This is a genomic window from Pseudomonas sp. GM49, assembly GCF_000282355.1.
In the GTDB taxonomy this organism is placed as follows: Bacteria; Pseudomonadota; Gammaproteobacteria; order Pseudomonadales; family Pseudomonadaceae; genus Aquipseudomonas.
In genome coordinates this window covers 1-16,420 of sequence record NZ_AKJL01000180.1, presented here as the reverse complement: position 1 = coordinate 16,420, position 16,420 = coordinate 1, and the positions used below count along the sequence as shown (strand labels likewise).

Sequence of the window (16,420 nt, the reverse complement as noted above, 5' to 3'; positions counted from 1 at the left end):
GCCCTGCCGCTGTGGCTGCTCGCCGAGCTGACCTATCGCTGCCCGCTGCAATGTCCGTACTGCTCCAATCCGCTGGACTTCGCCGAACAAGGCAAAGAGCTGAGCACCGAGCAGTGGATCAAGGTGTTCCGCGAAGCACGGGAGATGGGCGCCGCGCAGCTGGGCTTTTCCGGTGGCGAGCCGCTGGTGCGTCAGGACCTCGCCGAGCTGATTGCCGAAGCCCGCAAACTGGGTTTCTACACCAACCTGATCACCTCCGGCATTGGCCTGACCGAGCAGAAAATCGGCGATTTCAAGAAGGCCGGCCTCGATCACATCCAGATCAGTTTCCAGGCCAGCGACGAGCAGGTAAACAACCTGCTGGCCGGTTCGAAAAAGGCCTTCGCGCAGAAACTGGAAATGGCCCGGGCGGTGAAGGCCCACGGTTATCCGATGGTGCTGAACTTCGTCACCCATCGGCACAACATCGACCAGATCGACCGCATCATCGAGCTGTGCATCGCGCTGGAAGCGGACTTCGTCGAGCTCGCCACTTGCCAGTTCTACGGCTGGGCGCAACTCAATCGCGTCGGGCTATTGCCGACCCAAGAGCAACTGCTGCGCGCCGAACGCATCACCAACGAGTACCGCGCCAAACTGGAAGCCGAAGGGCATCCGTGCAAGCTGATTTTCGTCACCCCGGACTACTACGAAGAACGCCCGAAAGCCTGCATGAACGGCTGGGGCAGTATTTTTCTGACGGTCACGCCAGACGGAACCGCCCTGCCCTGTCACGGTGCCCGACAGCTGCCGGTGCAGTTTCCCAACGTGCGCGAGCACAGCATGCAGCACATCTGGTACGACTCATTTGGCTTCAACCGTTTCCGCGGCTACGACTGGATGCCCGAACCGTGCCGCTCCTGTGACGAGAAAGAAAAAGACTTCGGCGGCTGCCGCTGCCAGGCGTTCATGCTCACCGGCGATGCCAGCAACGCCGACCCGGTGTGCAGCAAGTCGCCACAACACGGCGTGATCCTCAAGGCTCGCGAAGAAGCCGAGCACGCGACCCAGACCATCGACCAACTGGCCTTTCGCAATGAACGAAACTCACGCCTCATCGCCAAAAGCTGAACCTTTCAGCGCTGCCAAAGCCGTGGCCGCCGGTATCGACTTTGCCGAACTGCAGGTCGGTCGACAGGGCCTGTTCTGGAACGAGTACCGCCCCGAAGACGCGGCGTGCCGGATCTGGCATTGGCGTGACGGTGCAGCGAAATGTATGACGCCACCGGGGTTCAGCGTGCGCAGTCGGGTGTACGAATATGGCGGTGGAGCGTTTTGTCTGACTGACAACGGCGTTGTTTTCGTCAACGAGGCCGACCAGCAGTTGTATCGGCAATCACTGCAAGGCGAATCGCCCGAAAGGCTGACGTCCGGTGCGTGCCGGTATGGCGATTTACAGTTCGCCCACGGGCAAGTGCTGGCAGTCGAGGAGCATCGCGATCAACACCGACTGGTGGCAATCGATCTGTTGGATGGCGCACGTCACTTGCTGGCCGAAGGTGCTGATTTTTACGCCGCGCCGACGCTGAGTCCTGATGCCCGGCGTCTGGCCTGGATCGAATGGGATCACCCGGATCAGCCATGGACCGCGACCCGTTTGATGGTTGCCGAACGCCTGGCCGATGGCGGTTTTGCCGAGGTTCGTTGTGTGGCGGGCGACGGCGCTCAAGAGTCTGTGCAACAACCGCGGTTTGATGCCGACGGTCGCTTGTATTGCCTGACGGATCGCGCGGGTTACTGGCAGCCCTGGATGGAATCCGAAAAAGGCCTGAGCCCATTGCCAAGTGCCACCGCCGACCATGGCCCTGCGCCCTGGCAACTCGGCGGCAGCACCTGGCTACCGCTGGGCGACGATAGTTATCTGGCCAGTTGGACCGAAGGCGGGTTTGGCCGATTGGGCGTATGCGGCGACTCCGGCGCAGACTTTACCGGTGACTACAGCCGCTTCCGCCATCTTGCCGTGGATGATCAGTTCATCTATTGCATCGCGGCGTCGCCCGTCAGTTCAACCGCCGTCATCGCCATCGACCGCCAGAGCCGACAAGTGAAAGTACTGGCCGGCGGCATCGCACCGCTTCCCCCCGAACAGATCAGCCGCCCGCAAACCTTGCGCTACCCGAGTGGCTCAGGCGAAGCGCACGGCTTTTTCTACCCGGCGATGACCGGCAAGGTGAAACCGCCGTTGGTGGTGTTCGTCCATGGCGGCCCGACCTCGGCGTGCTACCCGATGCTCGATCCGCGTATCCAGTACTGGGCACAGCGGGGCTTCGCCGTGGCCGACCTCAACTATCGCGGCAGCAGCGGTTATGGCCGGGCCTATCGCCAGGCGCTACACCTGAGCTGGGGCGATGTTGATGTGCAAGATGCCTGCGCCGTGGTCAGTTACCTCAACCAGCGAGGCTTGATCGACGGCGACAAGACCTTCATCCGCGGCGGCAGCGCCGGTGGCTACACCACCCTTTGCGCCCTGGCCTTTCACAACGTGTTCCGCGCCGGCGCCAGTCTGTATGGGGTCAGCGACCCGGTGGCGCTGGGGCGCGCGACCCACAAATTCGAAAGCGACTATCTGGATTGGTTGATTGGCGATCCGCTGCTGGACGCCGAACGCTACGCGGCCCGCACGCCGCTGCTGCATGCCAGCAACATCCGCGTGCCGGTGATCTTCTTTCAAGGTGAACTGGATGCCGTGGTCGTCCCGCAGCAGACCCGCGACATGGTTACGGCGCTGCAGGACAACGGCATCCTGGTCGAAGCGCATTACTACGCAGACGAACGCCATGGCTTTCGCAAGGCCGGCAATCAGGCCCATGCGCTGGAGCAGGAGTGGTTGTTTTATCAAAGGGTGATGGATTCAGTGGACTGAAGCCCCCGCCCATTGCCGGAACGGTGGCGTCCCCTTCGCGGGCAAGTCGGCCGACCTGCCGCCGCGAAACTCAGCGCTTGGCGATGATGTACACCGCATGCACGATCCCCGGAATGTAACCGCACAACGTCAGCAGAATATTCAGCCAGAACGCTCCGCCGAATCCTACTTGCAGAAACACACCCAGTGGCGGTAACAGGATGGCGATGATGATGCGAATAAAATCCATGGGGCAGCTCCTGATTGGGGTGGACTCGTTCGAGCCCTACAGCCAATCGACCCGTGCCGTTTATCAGGGTTCAGTCCCGCTGCTCCCGAGTTCTGCCCCTTCGTTGAATTTCGCAGACAAAAAAACGCCCCACGCCAAAAGAATCAGGCGTGGGGCGTGCGTTTTACCGCGAGACGGTTCGGGAATGTGTGTAGGGCGCGTCTGATCAGACGGCAATCCCTTTACGGCACTGCAATTGCGCGGTGCGTACTCGGGAGAAGGCGCGCGCCAGGCGCAGGAGCATTTCGTCGATGTTGGCGTTGCTGACATTAAGCGCAGGGGTAAAGCGCAGGCAGTCGGGTTGCGGTGCATTGAGCAGCAGGCCTTCGTACAGCGCAGCCTTGACTACCGCGCCGGCGGAATCGTCCGACAGCGTCAGCCCCCAGAGCAGCCCTTGTCCGCGCAACTCGCCGTGACCGTAACGATGGGCCAAACGCCCCAAACCTTCACGCAGGTGTTGACCGGTTTCTGCGACGTGTTTGAGGAAGCCCTTGTCCTGCACCGTATCGAGCACCGAAAGTCCCGCAGCGGTCATCAGCGCATTGCCGTGATGAGTGCCAGTTACCTCGCCCGTTTCGAAACAGCAAGCCTTGCCCCGCGCCAGCAACGCGGCCAATGGCACACCGCCGCCCAACCCTTTGCCGAGCACGACGATATCCGCCGTTACACCATAGGACTGTTCCGCAAGCAGGGTGCCACAACGGCCGATGCCGGTTTGCACTTCGTCGAAGATCAGCAAAATGCCGAGCTCACGGCACAAGCGTTCGACGCCCTTGAGGTAATGCGCGGTGGCCGGGATCACGCCGGCTTCGCTCTGGATCGGCTCGAGCATGATCGCTACGGTCCGTTCATCGACCGCCTCATGCAACGCTGGCAGATCATTGAATGGAACACGGCTGAAGCCCGGCAATTGCGGCTCGAACCGGTTGATCAATGCCGAACTGTCCGACGCCGAAATCGTCGCCAGGCTACGGCCATGGCAACCGTTGCTGGCCACAATGATGCGCGACGCACCACCGCGATGCTGCTGACCCCATTTGCGCGCCAGTTTGATCGCCGCCTCACAGGCTTCGCTGCCGGTATTGAGCAGGTAAGCCTGATCACTGCCAGTGCTGGCACACAGTTGCTCGGCGAGGCCGAGCATGCCGCGGTTATGCAGGCCGAATCCCGGATTGATCAGCGATTGCGCCTGGGCGGTGATTGCGTTGACCAGTACCGAAGGACTGTGACCAAGGCTGTTGGCCCCGCCTCCCTGGGAAAAATCCAGATAGGCACGGTCATCGCTGTCCCACAACCATGAACCCTGACCACGCACAAACACCTGTTTCGGCCGCTCGACACTGGGCATCAAGTACTCGCTGGAAAGGTTACTGCCTTGGGTTGGCAGGGAGGCGTCCATGACCAGATCATCAAGGCTGGGAGGACTGCGACGCAGACTGAACAGATTCAACTGAAAAAACCTCTTTTGAGGTTTTTTGCCTTACCTATGTAAACACCATCGAAGCAAACGGTATTCATCGCGCTCTGTGGCCCTGTAAGCCCTGTGAATGCGGTTAGACTAGGCTCAGACGAGGCATTCAGCCATTTCGATTTCCCAGCATTTTCGATAAGCACTACTTATGGATTTCAAGCAACTGCGTTATTTCGTCGCGGTCTATGAAGAAGGCCACGTGGGCCGTGCCGCTGAGCGCCTGTCCATCTCCCAGCCGGCGCTGTCCCAGCAGATCCGCCACCTCGAACAAAACCTCGATGTGAGCCTGTTCGAACGCAGTAGCAAACGCCTGTTGCCGACCCTCGCAGCGCACACGCTGTACAACCACGCCCTGCCTTTGCTCGATGGCCTGCAACGGGCACGGGAAGCGCTCGGCAACTTCAAGGGTCAGGCGCTGCGCACCCTGGCCATCGGTGTATTGCAGACCGTGCATACCAGCCTCGTTCCGCAAATGCTCGAGCGGGTGCGCAAGGCGCAGCCGCATCTGGTGGTGCAGATCTATGAACTGACCGGCCTGGAAATCGAGCGGCGACTGCTCAACGGCTCACTGGACATCGGCATCAGCTACCTGCCACCCCGCCAGCCTGGTTTGCATGGCGTGATGCTGTACGAAGATGAACTGACCCTGGTCATCCCGGCGGAGCATCCGCTGCGTGAATTCAAGAAAGTGTCCATGAGCCAGGCCGCCGAGCTGCCGATGTTGTTGCTGGGCGAGGAATTTCAAATAAGGCAGATCTGGCAGGCACAACTGGCAAGCCTCGGACGACGCCCGCAGGTGCAAGCCGAACTGAACAACATGGCCGGGATCCTCGACAGCCTGCCGCACACGCGCCTTGCGACGGTGCTGCCCGGACGCTCGCAAAAGACTCATGGCAACCACGAGTTGCTATGGAAGCCCCTGAGCGAACCACGAGTGCCGCTGAAAGTCGGTTTGGTGTGTCGGGATGTGCAACGACAGCAGGCCTCGCTGGCATTGCTGCGGACATTGCTGGAAGAAGTGATAAACGGCCCGGATGAACGTTTGAATAGCGCGCAAGCTCTGGAAGGGACGAGCTGAAAACTTTTCTTCAGACAAAAGAAAACCCCGCCGAAGCGGGGCTTTGCAGACTGTTTCCCTGACATCCATTTCACTCCGCCGTCCTGGCAGAATCCTACGTGTCCCTGTTGTTGCTTTGCGCTTCCTGCGCTACGTCCATGTGAAGTAGATTAGCTCTGGATCCAATTTGCATCTATGGGAGAAGAGCAGCACGTTGCGTAAGAGAATGCTTACAAAATACTACTGCCTCAAAATTGTCCTGCATCCAGCAGGAACAACGATTCACTACCGGCCTTCACCGACGCGCTCAACGAGTGAATGCGCGGCAACAGACGGGCGAAATAGAACCGCGCAGTGCCCAGTTTGCTGGCGTAGAAATCGTCTTGCGCTTCCTTGCCAAAAGCCGCTTTGGCCATCAGGGCCCACATGTAGGCGTACGCCACATAACCGAACACCTGCAGATACTCGACCGACGCTGCGCCGATTTCGTTCGGATTGTTTTTTACCCGATCCAGCAACCACGCGGTCAATTCATCGAGAGTGGTAACAGCATCGTTCAGCGGCTTGGTGAACTCGGCGAGGTCCGCGCTGGCGGTCGCCGTGAAGTGACGAATCTCGTCGGCGAACAGGTTGTAGAACGCCCCGCCGCTACCCACGATTTTGCGCCCGACCAGGTCCAGCGCCTGGATGCCGTTGGTGCCTTCGTAGATCTGGGTGATGCGCACGTCGCGTACCAGTTGCTCCTGGCCCCATTCACGAATGTAACCGTGGCCGCCGAAGACCTGTTGGCCGTGAACGGTGGTTTCCAGGCCCAGGTCGGTCAGGAACGCCTTGGCCACCGGGGTCAGCAACGCCACCAGGTCTTCCGCACGCTTGCGGGTGGCTGCGTCTTCGCTGAACTTGGCGGTGTCCAGTTGCATCGCCACGTAGGTGGAAAACGCTCGGCCACCTTCGTTCGAGGCTTTCATGGTCAGCAGCATGCGACGCACGTCCGGGTGGACGATAATCGGGTCAGCCACTTTGTCCTTGTTCTGCGCGCCAGTCGGCGAACGGCTTTGCAGACGGTCACGGGCGTATTCCACGGCGTTCTGGTACGAGCGCTCGCCAGTGGCCAGGCCCTGAATACCGACGCCCAGTCGCTCGTAGTTCATCATGGTGAACATGGCCGCCAGGCCTTTGTTCGGCTCGCCGACCAGGTAACCCACGGCCTCATCGAAGTTCATCACGCAGGTCGCGGACGCCTGGATGCCCATCTTGTGTTCGATCGAACCACAGCTCAAAGTGTTGCGCGCACCCAGGCTGCCATCGGCATTGACCATGAACTTGGGCACCAGGAACAGCGAAATGCCTTTCGGACCCGCCGGTGCATCCGGCAGCTTGGCCAACACCAGATGGATGATGTTTTCGGTCAGGTCGTGTTCGCCACCGGTGATGAAGATCTTGGTGCCGCTGACCTTGTAGGAACCGTCGGCCTGAGGCTCGGCCTTGGTGCGAATGATCCCAAGGTCTGTACCGGCGTGCGGCTCGGTCAGGCACATGGAACCGGCCCAGATGCCGGCGTACATGTTCGGCAGGTACGCCGCTTTCAGCTCTTCGCTGGCGTGCGCGTTGATCGACAGGCAAGCGCCGGCGGTCAGCATCGGATACAGACCGAACGACAGGCTGGCGGAGTTGACCATTTCTTCGACCTGGGCCGAAACGGCTTTGGGCATGCCCATGCCGCCGTAGGCAGGATCACCGCCGACACCGACCCAACCGCCTTCAGCGTAGGTCTGATAGGCCTGTGGGAAACCGGCCGGCGTGGTGACGGCACCGTCCGCCCAATGGCAACCTTCCTCGTCCGCTGCACGGCTCAGCGGTGCGATGCTTTTGCCGGTGACTTTGCCGGCTTCTTCCAGGATGGCTTCGACCGTTTCTGCATCGACGGTTTCAGCCAGTGCAGGCAGCTCGGCCCAGAGTTTGGCGACCTCGAAAACTTCATTGAGGACGAAGCGCATATCGCGCAGGGGCGCTTTGTAGTCAGCCATGGCAAACCTCGCAAGATCTATACAGGTGATTCACAGAAAGAGTGTTTTCGTTGGGCCGGAGTGTACCCCAACAACTTTTGTGACACATAGGGTCAGCGCATGACCGTTTTGTAATTTTTAGTCATTGCGATATGGAGAGGCGAAACATAAGAACTGTAGGAGCGAGCCCGCTCGCGAAAAACCCCAGGGCGCCACTGGGCATCTGGTTTTACGCGTTATCGTTCACGACCATCGCGAGCAAGCTCGCTCCTACAGGGTAGGTGTCAGAGCGCAAACAACTCCGCCGGCAGTTGCATCAGGCAATCGCTCCCCGCTTCGATGGCCGCCCGATGAGCGGCGGTGCGTGGCAACAGGCGCTTGAAGTAAAACTCGTTGGTTGCCAGTTTGCCCCGGCAGAAATCGCCATCGCCATTGCCAGTATCGAGTTGCGCCTGAGCCACGAGCGCCATGCGCAACCACAGGTAGCCGAGGATGATGTAACCGCTGTACATCAGGTAATCCACCGACGCGGCACCGACTTCGTCCGGGTTTTTCATCGCCGCCATGCCGACCTTGGTGGTCAGCTCACCCCACTGCTGATTCAGTTGATTGAGCTGCGCCACATACCCGGCCAATTGTGGATGTTCGGCGTTCGCCGCGCAGAGCTTGTGGACGATTTTGGTGAAGCCGCGCAGCAGCTTGCCCTGACTGCCGAGTACCTTGCGCCCGAGCAAGTCCAGCGCCTGAATGCCGTTGGTGCCTTCGTAGATCGGCGCAATGCGGCAGTCGCGCACCAGTTGCTCCATACCCCATTCGCGAATGAACCCGTGGCCGCCAAACACCTGCATGCCATGGTTGGTCACTTCCAGGCCGGTGTCGGTCATGAAGGCTTTGCAGATCGGCGTGAGGAACGCCAGCAAGTCTTCGGCTTCCCGACGCGCAGTTTCATCCGGACTCAGGTGTGCAACATCGAGCAACTGCGCGGTGAAGTAAGTCAGCGCGCGATTGCCTTCGTTAAAGGCTTTCATGGTCAGCAACATCCGCCGCACATCGGGGTGAACGATGATCGGGTCGGCGGCTTTCTCCGGCGCTTTCGGGCCAGTCAGCGCACGCATCTGCAAACGGTCGTTGGCGTACTTGATTGCGCCCTGAAAGCTCGCCTCGCCCAGACACAGCCCTTGCATGCCGGTGCCCAGCCGTGCGTGGTTCATCATGGTGAACATGCAGTTCAGGCCCTTGTTCGGCTCGCCGATCAAGAAGCCCTTGGCCTCGTCGAAGTTCAGCACGCAGGTGGCCGAGGCCTTGATGCCCATTTTGTGTTCGATCGAGCCGCAGGACACGCCGTTGCGCTCACCCGCTTCGCCCGTCGCGTCGGGCAGGAACTTGGGCACGATGAACAGCGAAATGCCCTTGGTCCCGGCCGGTGCGTCCGGCAATTTGGCCAGCACCAGATGAATGATGTTGGCGCTCATGTCGTGCTCACCGGCCGAGATGAAGATTTTGCTGCCGGAGATCGCATAGCTGCCATCGGCCGCAGGCACAGCCCGGGTCTTGATGATGCCCAAGTCGGTGCCGCAATGAGCCTCGGTCAGGCACATGGTGCCCGTCCATTGGCCAGCGGTGAGCTTCTTCAAATAGGTCTGCTTTTGCTCCTCGGTGCCATGGGCGTGGATCGCCGACATCGCACCGTGGGTCAAGCCGGGGTACATGCCCCACGAGGTGTTGCTGGAGCCCACCATTTCGCTGATCACCAGGCCCAGAGAGATCGGCAACCCTTGACCGCCGTAAACCGGATCCGCCGCCAGGCCATGCCAGCCGCCCTCGACATATTGGGCAAATGCCTGCTTGAAGCCCGCCGGCGTGGTGACCACGCCATTGTCGAAATGGCAGCCTTCTTCATCGCCGCTTCGGTTGAGCGGCGACAGCACGTTTTCGCAGAACTTCGCGCCTTCTTCGAGGATCGCATTGACCATGTCCGGGCTGGCATCGGTGGCCCCCAGCGCGGCGTAGTTACTGTGAAAGTCGAAGACGTGGTCGATCAGAAAGCGCATGTCGCGCAAGGGAGCTTTGTACTCGGGCATGGTCATTCTCCGTCGGCAGATTTCTCCAACCTACTGCTGCCGACCACGCCTCACAATCACTTTCCGCTCGCTGAATGCGCCATCATCACTCAACCGTAGCGGCGTCCCTGCGCACGGCACCACGGCGGTTCTGCCCGAATGCCATCACACAGTTGCGCCCGGCGCCCTTGGCGCTATAAAGCGCCTGGTCAGCGGACTTGAGCACCTCTTCGGGGGCGCGCTGTTCGATCCGTTCGGCAACGCCGATACTGACCGTCACCGATACACTCGACGCACTGGAACCGGCACGCCGCTGGCGCCCCTGATTGTCATCCTGCGGGCGGTTTTCCTGATTACGCAGCTGAATGTTGTAAGTGGCGATGGACTCGCGGATGACTTCCAGGTGCGGCATGCACTCTTCGAGGGTCTTGCCTGCAAACACCAGGGCAAATTCCTCGCCGCCATAGCGATACGCCTTACCACCACCGCCGATTTTCGACAGCTTGCTCGCCACCAGCCGCAGCACCTGGTCGCCAACGTCATGGCCGTGGGTGTCGTTGAATTTCTTGAAGTGGTCGACGTCGCTCATGGCCAACACGTAGTTGCGCCCCAGCCGTTGCATGCGTTCATTCAGCGCACGACGGCCCGGCAGCCCGGTCAGTTCGTCACGGAAGGCCATTTGGTAGGCTTCGTGGGCAACGGCGGCGGCGATCATCAGCATCACCTGGCTGCACATGATGTTCAGCGTGAACGGCAGGATGAAGGTTTTCGGCAACATCCAGAACAACCCGAGCAACCCCACCAATTGCGCGGCATGCAGCGGCCGCGGATTGCGCCAGTATTGCCAGGCCAGCAGCACAAACGCGGCAATGAACACCGGATAGGACAACTGGATCAGGCTCATCCAGGCGCCATGCAAGGCGGGCCAGCGAATCTCCGACAACCAGATCAGCAGCGCATGTGGATAACTTTGCTCAAGCCCCAGCGCCACGCTGCCGACCGCCAGCAATACTGCGAAACGCGCCACCATGTCCTGGAACAGATGGGTGCGTTCCTGCCACGCCGCGAACACGCCAAACAGCAGCGGCAGCAGCAGGCAACACAAGTGAAAGACCACGGCGGCATCGTCACGCACCTTGCCGTTGTCGCGGTAATAGTCGGTCTGGGTGTCGAGCAGGAAGTAGGCGATGTACACCGTGACCATCAGAAACAGTTCACGCTGGCGTCGGTACACCGCGCAATAGGCGCCACCGAGTAACAACACCAGGGTGGGCAGCACGTTGAACAACGACGTGAAAAAGACGTTCAGATCCTTAATGTACGCAGCCGCAAGCCCCGCCAGCAACAGCAGTAATGACGGCAGGAAATGACTGAAACGTACAGCGGAAGAACGCAGCAAGGGTAAAGCTCCGGCCCGTCAGTTCAAAAGATGGCATTGTGCCCACCACTTTAACGGCAGCCCCCCCGATTTGCTGAGTGAAATACTGAGGTATTTGTAAAAGGTCGTCACTGGCGTCCATCAGACGCCAGTGACGCAAGGGCAAATACGGTTACAGGTCGTTGTTGAACGGTTGCAGCGGCCCTTCCAGACGTGTGCGACCTTCGGCACCGACCGGATTGAGCTGGATTTCGGCGTCCTTCGCCTGCCGGCTAGTAATCTTCGGACTGGCCGGTTTTTGCCCGACGGAGTTTTCATCACCCTTTTCGCCCTGTGGCAGCACCAGCGACGGATGGTCAAACGGTGCCCGTTCCCACGCGACCCGAGGATCGGTCAGCCCGACTTCCATGAACTTGACCAATGCATCCACTTCATCCGGGGTCAGGTTCAGCCGGGTCATGTCCGGATCAAGATTGGAGCCGTTGTGCTGATTGACTGCCGGGTGTTCGAATCCGCTGGTGTTACTGGCATCTTCGCCACGCCGATCGCCGCCGCGGTTGTAGAACTCCATGACCTGTTGCAGCGTTGCGCGACTGCCGTTGTGGAAGTACGGCCCGGTCAACGCGATGTTGCGCAAGGTCGGCGTCTTGAAGGCGCCATCGACCGCGTCGCGGAAACCGACATTGGGCTTGAGCGTCGCATCACAAGGAACCGCCGGGCTCAAAGGCGCTTCGAAGGTGCACACATCGACTTCCAGCGGATCAGGGACCCGGCCGCCCTGGAGTACGGTGTTGTACTCACGAGTGAAGGACAGCGGATTGCCCCAGGCATCCGAGCCACCGAGCGCCAGGTCCTCCGACGTCGGACGCACCCCGGTGTTGTAGAAGCCGTTGTCATACAGCGTGGTCAGGTTGTCGGCCATGACCATGCGTTCGATCCGTTCCCGAGGATGGAACAGCAACCGGCTGCCGGCGTTGGTCAACTCCGCGCCGCCGTGGCAACTGATGCACTTGCCCTTGCCCAGGAACAGGTTCATGCCCTGGACCTGCTGGTCGTTCATGGCCGTATGATCGCCCTGCAAATAGGCATCCAGCGGCGCCTGGTCCGAGATCAGCGTGGACTCGTACATCTGAATCGCCAGCCCGAAGAACAACGGGAAGTTTGCTTCCATCTGGGTGTATGGCGCGCCGCCCAGCGAGACCTCCTGCGTGGCATTCCACAGACGCGGCTGGAACGCGTTCTTGATCAGTTCACGGTAAGTCGGCCGATGGCCGCCGGATACCGGCCCGAGTACCGAATCGGTGGACGAGATTCGTTGCTGCTTGAGCATCAAGGTGTCGAGCATGCGCCGCCCAATGTCGGCGAAGGTACGCCCGCCGCAGGACATTTCCACGGGGCTGCCGGGCGGCCCTACTGCTTGCGAGGCGGCGGAAGCATCGTTCAGTGCCAGCCTGACTTTGGTCGCCACGCCACTGCGATCGCTGGTCACGAAAATCCCGGCGTCAGGGTCGCGATTGCCGAACGGCGAGAAGCCATTGAACACGTTATTGGCCCGGCCATCCCAGAAGTTGCGCACGTTGAACGCGGCGTTGATCACCGTCGGTGCATTACGCCCGGTGCTACGGCGCACGTTGATACCGCCCACCTGGAAAATACCGTCTGGTTGCTGAATGCACTTGTCGAACCGCGACTGATTGGGCTTGACGAAGTTGGCGTCGAACACGCCTTGGGAGCCGATCACATCGTCGCTTGAATAGACAATCGCCGAGTTGCGATCCAGCGGATCGGCCAGCACGTGGGTCGGGAAGTCGCTTTTCTTCAACAGGTAGTTCGGACCGCCCTTGCCACCGGACCTGGTGGTGTAGGTCGGCACGTCGCCCGGGATGTCGGAGGCGGTGAATGGCTTGTTGAAGATCGACGAGACGTTCGCGTTGGTGTTCGCCTGGCCAGGGTTGATCTGGTTGGTGGTGCGGTGATCGGCACCCGCGTGGAAGTGGCAGGACGCGCAAGCGGTGGAACCGTCACTGCCGACCTCCATATCCCAGAACAGTGCCTTGCCCAGGAGCACTGCCGCCGAGCGATTGAGTACGTAGTCGGTCATCAGGTCGACTTTGCGCCCGCCTTCGGTTCCCGAAGGGTCGGGTGGCGTCAGGCCGTGCAGCGACTGCAGGCTGGGCACGTCCGGCACGGCCGGAACGACCCCGACCGGGTCTACGGCCCAAACGTTCATGACGGGCAGGCCAATGGCGAACAGTGTCATCACCATCGCACGGGGCAAACAGGTAGTTCGGAAGATGCTCAAATAATTAAACATGATGACGTTCCCGATTCAGTACGGAGTAGTCAGGCTCCGCGGTTGCCCTGTTGCGAGATGAGCTCATCGCCATGAATCTTGCTGCTCGCTCGAGTAACCACATCAACTTGAAGTTGCATGGACAATGCGAGACCTGACTGGCAAAGCACTCTCGTGGCCCAGGCCTTTTTAAAAAATGATATTTCGCGCTACTGGGTAGCGCTTGATGCAACTCTAGCCGCAACAAAACATTACAACATGAAAATTTCAATATTTTTCTAATTTAAGCCAAATCAAGAATTCCTACTAATAACAGCAACTGCGCACTATTCCTCAGCTCTGGTTAAACTTCACCCATTATTGGGTGTCATTCCCCAAACAGCCCGCACCAAGCGATCACCAACGACCTCTAAACGCCAGAACTTAAAGGATATAACGCCACCAGACTGCGCTTCCTTGAAGCTGGCAGAGTATTTGCTATTCCAAACACCGCGGTGTAATTGGCACTTTAAAAAACTCCTGAAAATCCGCATCGCCAGCCACCAGCCAATAGAAACATCCATCAGACATATAAAACCCATTCGTGCGCAAGTTGCACTGCGCTAGCTATTGTCTTTTTTATTTATACCCCCCATACAAGATTATTTTCTCGACACCCTCTTCACCCCCCTCTTGCACACCTACGACCTTAGTAGTACTTAACAGACAACACTTCTCAACTACTACTAATGGAGACATACTTACCTAAAGTTTTCACAAAACTCCAGACTTGGGTATATATCCCCACCCACTTTGGCGTTAACCACATAACATATAACTATGTGTATATCACCAACTTCAGCGCAGCCCGCATTTTTGCTGGCAAACAAGCGATTGGGCCAATCAGGCACGACTACTGCTATGTCCCCCTCAGGCTCAAGGAAATGTCTCTCGCGCTTGCGTCCCTAACCGGCCAACGCAACGCAGGTGAAAGCATCCGAACGGCAAGCGTCGACCGTACACAGACACTTATCCCGCAGGATCGAGCCCCAATTCGACACTCACGGCTTTGCGTTTTTCTTGCGCAGGATTCAGCGCATCAGCAGATCCGCGATCTCGATCGGCCGGCAATTGGTCCTGCAAGATTCTGGAGTGAGCCATGAGCTTATCTTTGTACGAAAAAACGCTCGCCATACCGCTGCTGCCTCACAAGCGATTCAACGGCATCTTCAGTCGCCATGCTCTGCTCGCCAGTGCCGTCGCTATCGCACTGGCCATTGGTGGTGGTGGAGATGCATTTGCCAAAAACGGAGCTGGCGGTGGCGGTGGCGGCGGAGGTGGTGGCGGGACTGCCAAGCCCCCGGGTCTGCCCTCGCCGTTCACGACACCCACACTGCCCGATCCGATTTTTACAAACCCGAATGCGATTCATGGGTTTGACGTTACGGGCTTTATCCAAAACATGACCCTGGACACCACCAATGCGAATTGCCCCAATACCAGCGACCCGGGCCGCTTTGGGGGGACCGTCCAGTTGAACGGCGTCACGATTGTTGTCCCTTGCAACACCGTCATGCAGATGCCGGCCAACACCCTGACCTGGGCCGACTTCGTCAGGGGTGGAACCCTGGCACTCGGAAAATCACCGGCGGCCTATCCCTCGTTCGAGATCCATGTGGTAGGCAATACCGTCTCCGACAAGCAAATCGCCGGGCTGATCTTTGTCTCCCAGCAATCAGTCAATGCGGGCAGCGGTGTCATCACCCGGATCGACTACACCAACGGCAACCTCGAAGTTGACAGCGGGAACCCGACGCAACCCACGATCATTCAGATCAACGATCCGAATGGCCGCTTTGGCCGCGCCCAAAGCCCCGACCCACGCTTCTCCGTCGACGATGCCAATCCGACCATCCATGCCGCTACCGGCTACCCGATGTGCGTGCCACGCACGATCTCCGGAGACGACGCACTCTGCCCGCAGAAAAACCGGCCAAAAGTGGTCACCCTGACCACGACCAACAACTGCCGCAACTTCAGCCAGGCCGGCGTCACGCCTCCGGCCAGCGGGGAACTCTCGGGTCCAGCGGTGGGGCAGGTCTATTGCAGCCAGTACGTCATGAAGAGATTCAGCGATGCTACACGCACGGCGACGGACCCCGACCCGACACAACAGGCGCCCTTCGAAGTCGGCGACTTCATCAGTTGGTCCGGCACCCTGTTCAAGTCCGCAACAACCGGGGCCCCGGACTTCATCTCTGCACACACGATCGAGGCGAATGTCGGGATCTACACTCAGCCTGGTTCGCAGCCCAGCTACCTGGCTATCGGGGAATTTGGCATCGGTACGGCCGACCCGGCCGCAACGGCCATCAGCGGAGTAGCCCAGGAGACGCAGGACCGGATTTTCCTTGAAGCCTCGACCACCGACATCAAGACCCCGGTCGACATCTATCTGATTGATGTCAATCCATCGACGGGCGTGCAAACCAATCGCTGGATTACACCCTATGAGATGACAGGTGAGTGCAATCCTGCACTGGGCCTTGCGGCCAGTTGCCTGGGAGCCTCGGGTGGTATCACCACACAAAACACTGGTCCTCAGCCACAACGCGCCAGACTACGCGCGACCAAAGCGCCCACTGGGCTACTTAGCCAGCCGACACGTACCTTGCGCGTCGTTGCGCGGTCACTTTGCGTTCCACAGCAAAGCTTGTCCCAGGCCGGCGTGGACGGTTGCATCCAGAATGCGGGCAGGCTGACCGTCGCCAATGGACTGATTGCCGGACAGTATGTGGCGCCAGTGTTCGAGTTCATCTTTCCGGAAGGCGTCAAGCCTGGCGATCCCGTTGTCCCGAACGACTTCTGGCACCTGCCGTTCATACGTAATGGCGAAGGCGTGACCACTCCGACTGGCGTCGGACCTCTGGACCCGACGCCATGGTGAGCAAGGCCTGACAACAGCGCAAAAAAAACCGCCGCTCCCGGAGGAAGCGGCGGGTTTTT

The 16,420-nt window shown here is 59.6% G+C and carries 10 protein-coding genes; 4 read left to right on the top strand and 6 right to left on the bottom strand.

Features of this window, described 5'->3' with window-relative positions; translation table 11 throughout:
- The first annotated feature begins 3 nt into the window (after positions 1-3).
- Together pqqE and PMI29_RS12665 are read left to right on the top strand one after the other, a co-directional pair.
- The gene (pqqE, locus tag PMI29_RS12660) at positions 4-1,110 is read left to right on the top strand and encodes a pyrroloquinoline quinone biosynthesis protein PqqE (protein WP_162130679.1); all 1,107 of its coding nucleotides are present in this window, start codon (positions 4-6) and stop codon (positions 1,108-1,110) included.
- On the top strand, positions 1,076-2,902 hold the full coding sequence (locus PMI29_RS12665; protein ID WP_007999152.1) for a S9 family peptidase: 1,827 nt from the start codon (positions 1,076-1,078) through the stop codon (positions 2,900-2,902). The genes pqqE and PMI29_RS12665 overlap by 35 nt, the downstream gene beginning before the upstream one ends.
- A 70-nt stretch (positions 2,903-2,972) precedes the next feature.
- Here PMI29_RS12665 and PMI29_RS31200 read toward each other — a convergent pair whose 3' ends face one another.
- Both PMI29_RS31200 and PMI29_RS12675 read right to left on the bottom strand, forming a co-directional pair.
- A complete protein-coding gene (locus PMI29_RS31200; protein WP_003228885.1) occupies positions 2,973-3,131 on the bottom strand; it encodes a YqaE/Pmp3 family membrane protein in 159 nt (52 codons plus the stop codon).
- A 205-nt stretch (positions 3,132-3,336) separates the two neighbouring features.
- Positions 3,337-4,620, bottom strand: a complete 1,284-nt coding sequence (locus PMI29_RS12675; protein ID WP_007999148.1) for an aspartate aminotransferase family protein — start codon at positions 4,618-4,620, stop codon at positions 3,337-3,339.
- Positions 4,621-4,789: 169 nt separating this feature from the next.
- Between PMI29_RS12675 and PMI29_RS12680 the strand changes: the two genes are divergently transcribed.
- Positions 4,790-5,719 (top strand): LysR family transcriptional regulator, encoded by a 930-nt coding sequence (locus tag PMI29_RS12680; protein ID WP_007999146.1) that lies wholly within the window; start codon positions 4,790-4,792, stop codon positions 5,717-5,719.
- A 227-nt stretch (positions 5,720-5,946) separates the two neighbouring features.
- Here the strand turns inward: PMI29_RS12680 and PMI29_RS12685 are convergent, their stop codons facing one another.
- The 4 genes from PMI29_RS12685 to PMI29_RS12700 all read right to left on the bottom strand — a co-directional run bounded on the left by PMI29_RS12685 (position 5,947) and on the right by PMI29_RS12700 (position 13,456).
- Positions 5,947-7,725 carry an acyl-CoA dehydrogenase C-terminal domain-containing protein gene (locus tag PMI29_RS12685; RefSeq protein WP_007999144.1) on the bottom strand — a complete coding sequence of 593 codons (1,779 nt, stop codon included), beginning with the start codon at positions 7,723-7,725 and terminating at the stop codon, positions 5,947-5,949.
- A 263-nt stretch (positions 7,726-7,988) separates the two neighbouring features.
- Positions 7,989-9,785 carry an acyl-CoA dehydrogenase C-terminal domain-containing protein gene (locus PMI29_RS12690; RefSeq protein WP_007999143.1) on the bottom strand — a complete coding sequence of 599 codons (1,797 nt, stop codon included), beginning with the start codon at positions 9,783-9,785 and terminating at the stop codon, positions 7,989-7,991.
- A gap of 85 nt (positions 9,786-9,870) precedes the next feature.
- Positions 9,871-11,163, bottom strand: coding sequence for a GGDEF domain-containing protein (locus tag PMI29_RS12695; RefSeq protein ID WP_007999141.1), 1,293 nt, complete (start codon positions 11,161-11,163; stop codon positions 9,871-9,873).
- A 151-nt stretch (positions 11,164-11,314) separates the two neighbouring features.
- A complete protein-coding gene (locus tag PMI29_RS12700) occupies positions 11,315-13,456 on the bottom strand; it encodes a cytochrome-c peroxidase (protein WP_007999139.1) in 2,142 nt (713 codons plus the stop codon).
- Positions 13,457-14,573: 1,117 nt separating this feature from the next.
- On the opposite strand from PMI29_RS12700, the gene PMI29_RS12705 reads away from it, so the two are divergent.
- Positions 14,574-16,361 (top strand): hypothetical protein, encoded by a 1,788-nt coding sequence (locus PMI29_RS12705; protein WP_007999137.1) that lies wholly within the window; start codon positions 14,574-14,576, stop codon positions 16,359-16,361.
- Positions 16,362-16,420 lie beyond the last annotated feature (59 nt).